Annotated in this window: 2 protein-coding genes; both read left to right on the top strand. The window is 69.3% G+C overall.

The window, feature by feature from the left end:
• Nucleotides 1-6 precede the first annotated feature (6 nt).
• Nucleotides 7-2,115: a type I secretion system permease/ATPase gene (locus sphsw_RS03300; RefSeq protein WP_052380817.1), complete on the top strand. Its 2,109-nt coding sequence runs from the start codon at nt 7-9 to the stop codon at nt 2,113-2,115.
• On the top strand, nt 2,112-3,299 hold the full coding sequence (locus sphsw_RS03305) for an HlyD family type I secretion periplasmic adaptor subunit (RefSeq protein ID WP_031439359.1): 1,188 nt from the start codon (nt 2,112-2,114) through the stop codon (nt 3,297-3,299). Before sphsw_RS03300 ends, sphsw_RS03305 begins: the two co-directional genes overlap by 4 nt.
• Nucleotides 3,300-3,409 lie beyond the last annotated feature (110 nt).

Below are 3,409 nucleotides of genomic sequence, written 5' to 3' on the forward strand. Positions count from 1 at the left end.
GGCGGCATCGACGCGTGGCTCGACCTGCTTGGCCGCGTTGCCCGCCACTATCGCCTGCCGCTGTCCGAACAGCGTGCGCGGCTCGCGGCCCATTGGGAGCTGGGCGCCGACGACGAGGCACGGGTCCGCACGCTCGCGCGCGCGACCGGGCTCGGCGTGCAGTTCGTGCCCGCCGCGGGGATGCGGCTGACGAGCTGGCGGCTGCCGCTGATCGTCCGGCTGCGCGACGGTGAGATCGCGCTGATCGAGGGGATCGACGCGGAGGGCCAGGCCCGGCTGATCGTGCCGGGCGACCGGGGTGGAGCGACGCACCTGCCGATCGACCAGCTGACCGCCGGCGCGACTGGCTATGTCATTCCACGGCCGTCGCGCTCGGCGCCCGACACGCGTATCGACGCCTATATCCGGCCGTTCCAGGATCACTGGCTGCGCGACATCCTGATGGCCGACGCCCCCTCCTATGGCCATGTCATGGTCGCGTCGGTCGTGACCAACTGCCTGGGGCTCGCAGGGGTCCTGTTCTCGATGCAGGTCTATGACCGCGTCGTGCCGGCGGGCTCGATCCCGACGCTGACGATCCTGTTCGTCGGGGTGCTGATCGCGATCGGCTTCGATTTCGTGTTGCGACGGCTCCGCACGAACATCGTCGATGTGCTTGGCAAGCGGGCCGATCTGCGCATCTCGGACCGGGTCTTCGGTCACGCGCTGCGGGTCCGCAACCGCGCCCGCCCGACCTCGACCGGGACGTTCATCTCGCAGCTGCGCGACCTCGACCAGGTGCGCGACATGCTGACCTCGACGACCGTCGCGACGGTCGCGGACATGCCCTTCTTCCTGCTGTTCCTCGGCGTGCTCTGGTATGTCGGCGGCGCGCTGGCGCTCGTGCCGCTCGCGGCGCTGGTCCTGCTGCTGCTGCCGGGGCTGCTCGCGCAACGCCGGCTGCGGATGTACGCGACCGAATCGATGCGCGAATCCTCGCTGCGCAACGCGATGCTGGTTGAATCGGTACAGGGTATCGAGGACATCAAGGCGCTGCAGGCGGAGGACCGGTTCCACCACCAGTGGAACCACTATACCGCGGTCGCGGGTGAGGCGCAGCTGCGGCTGCGCGGGCTGACCAACGGCCTGTCGGTGTGGACCCAGAGCGTCCAGAACGGCGTCTATGCCGCGATCATCTTCGTCGGCGCCCCGCTCGTGATCGCGGGCGACATCACCACCGGCGTGCTGGTCGCGACCTCGATCCTCGGCTCGCGGATGATGGCGCCGATGGCCCAGGTCACGCAGCTGCTCAGCCGGTTCCAGCATGCCAAGGTGGCGATGGGGAGCCTAAACCAGATCATGGCGCTGCCCGTCGACACCGCCGACGCGGATCACCGCATCCCGCTGCCCGTCGTCCAGGGCGACTTCGCGCTGCGGTCCGCCGTCTTCACCTATGCCGACCCCAACGCCCCCCCTGCCCTGACGGTCCAGACGCTCGACATCGCGGCGGGCGAGCGGATCGCGTTGCTGGGGCGCAACGGCGCGGGCAAGTCGACGCTGCTCCAGGGCCTGTCGGGGATGCTGCAGCCGGTGTCGGGGGAGGTGCTGCTCGACGGCCTCGCGCTGCATCAGGTCGATCCCGCCGATGTCCGCCGCGACATCGGCCTGCTGACGCAGACCTCGCGGCTGTTTCACGGGACGCTGCGCGAGAATTTGACGCTCGGCGCGCCGATGGCGTCGGACAGGGAGATCAGCGAGATGCTCGCGATGGTCGGCGCGGACACCATGGTCCGCCGGCTGCGCGACGGGCTCGGCCATGTCGTGCAGGAGGGGGGCAGAGGCCTGTCGGGTGGGCAGATCCAGGGGCTGCTGCTCGCGCGGCTGCTGCTTCGTCAGCCGAGCGTCGCGCTGCTCGACGAGCCGACCGCGGCGATGGACGAGGGGACGGAGCGACACTTCATCGCGCGGCTCGGGGCGTGGAGCCGTACGCGTACGCTGATCGTCGCAACGCACCGGATGCGGATGCTCGAGATCGTCGACCGGATCATCGTGATCGACAATGGCACAATCGTCCTCGACGGCCCCAAGGACCAGATCCTCGCGCAGATGCGCGGGACGCGGAGTGCGGCGGCATGAGCGCGCGGGCGATCGACGACGACCACCTGTTCGGCGGCGAAGGCAGCGTCCGGCTCGCGACCGCGACGCGGCTCGTCTGGATCCTTGCCGCGCTGTTCGTGGCAGCACTTGGCTGGGCGTGGTTCGCGGCCCTCGACGAGGTGGCGACCGGCGAAGCGCGCGTCGTGCCGACCAGCCGCGAACAGGTGATCCAGTCGCTCGAGGGCGGGATCCTGACCAAGCTTCCGGTGCGTCAGGACGATATCGTCACCCCGGGGCAGCTGCTCGCACAGCTCGATCCGACCCAGGCGGGGTCGACCGTCGACGAGACCGCCGCCAAATATCGCGCCGCGCTGGCCAGTGTCGCCCGCCTTCAGGCGGAAGCGAACGGCACGCCGCTGGCGTTCGCCTCCGAACTCGACCGCTATCCCGATTTGAAGGCCGCCGAGACGCGGCTCCACGACACCCGGCGACGCAGCCTGCAATCGTCGATCCAGCTGATCGACCAGAGCCTGGCGCTGATCGGACGCGAGGTGCGGATCGGGGAATCGCTGATCGCGGTCGGCGCGGCGAGCAATGTCGAGGTGTTGCGGCTGCAACGCCAGCGGGCCGAGCTCGAGCTCAAAAAGGCCGATCTGCGGTCGCAATATATGGTCGAGGCGCGGCAGGATCTGGCCAAGGTCACCGAACAGGTCGACTCGCTCGCACCGGTGGTTCGGGGGCGCTCGGACACGCTGTCGCGCCTCACGCTGCGCTCGCCGGTGCGCGGGGTCGTCAAGAATATCGAGGTGTCGACGATCGGCGGCGTCGTGCCCCCCAATGGCAAGCTGATGGAGATCGTCCCGCTCGACGACCGGCTGCTGATCGAGGCGCGGATCCAGCCGCGCGACATCGCCTTCATCCGTCCCGGCCAGGCAGCCAGCGTCAAGGTGACCGCCTATGACTATTCGATCTATGGCGGCCTGACGGGCAGCGTGGTCAGCATCTCGCCCGACACGATCCGCGACGAGGTGAAGCCCGACATCCTCTATTACCGCGTGTTCGTGCGGACCAAGGCGGATTCGCTGACGAACAAAGCCGGCGCGCGGTTCGCGATCACCCCCGGCATGGTCGCGACGGTCGATATCCATACCGGCAGCAAGACCGTGCTCCAGTATCTCGTCAAACCCCTCAACCGGGCGCGGGAGGCGCTGCGCGAACGATGACCGATGTCGCACGCCGCAACCTGCGCGCACCCGGCGCGGGCGCCCCGAGACCGATCGCACCCGCTCTGCTGGCTCGCGCGCGCCAGGCCCGCCAGCTGCGGGCGACGATG

This window comes from Sphingomonas sp. FUKUSWIS1, from assembly GCF_000733135.1.
Classification (GTDB): domain Bacteria; phylum Pseudomonadota; class Alphaproteobacteria; order Sphingomonadales; family Sphingomonadaceae; genus Sphingomonas; species Sphingomonas aerolata.